At 75.4% G+C, this 666-nt stretch carries 1 protein-coding gene; it reads right to left on the reverse strand.

Translation table 11 applies throughout. The features are described 5' to 3' along the window. Window positions 1–666 (reverse strand): DUF2797 domain-containing protein (locus ACNFOC_RS54960; protein ID WP_416966391.1); only part of this gene is annotated, 666 nt, incomplete at both ends.

Genomic DNA, 666 nt, shown 5'->3' on the forward strand with positions numbered 1-666 from the left:
GCCGGGATCAGCTCCCACCCCGTCATCAGCCGTGTGTCCAGCACGACCACCCCCCGCCCGGTCGCGAGGTGGAGGTCCGGTCCCGCCGCCGCGACGACCTCGCCGCTCACCACCCCGCCCGCGACCAGCCCGCTCACCTCACCGACGGCGGCCGGCAGTCCCGCGAGGCCGAAGACGTCGACGTGGTCCACGGGCCGGTACGGCTCGCGGTGGAGCGACTCCGGCCATGCGCGCAGCGCGAGGGCGCGGGCGTGCAGGTCGGCGATCTCGGCGGCCCGCTCAGCGGCCGAGTCCGGCAACGCGGACCGTACGGCGCGCTTCACGCCGTAGGGAATCCGGTCCGGGACCCGCAGTGCGGCGCGCAGGAGTTCCTCCGAGCGCCGGGCCGCCATCAGTGGGCCGAAGCCCAGCCAGCTGAAGCAGACCGCGCCCTGTTCAAGGAGCCGGGCGGAGCCGCGCTCTTCGGCGGTGATGCCGACCTTGAGCAGGCCGGGGCCGAACCAGGCCAGGTATACGTGGTATGGCCGCGGGTCGTCCGCGATCGTGTCGGCGGCCACCGAGTGCGCCCGGTCCAGCCGCGCGCACTCCTCGCACCGCGCCCCCGTACTCCGCTCCGGCACGGCCGCCCGCACCGGACAGGGATTCCCCCGCGCCCCCACACATGTC

The organism is Streptomyces colwelliae (assembly GCF_048158785.1).
Taxonomy (GTDB): domain Bacteria; phylum Actinomycetota; class Actinomycetes; order Streptomycetales; family Streptomycetaceae; genus Streptomyces.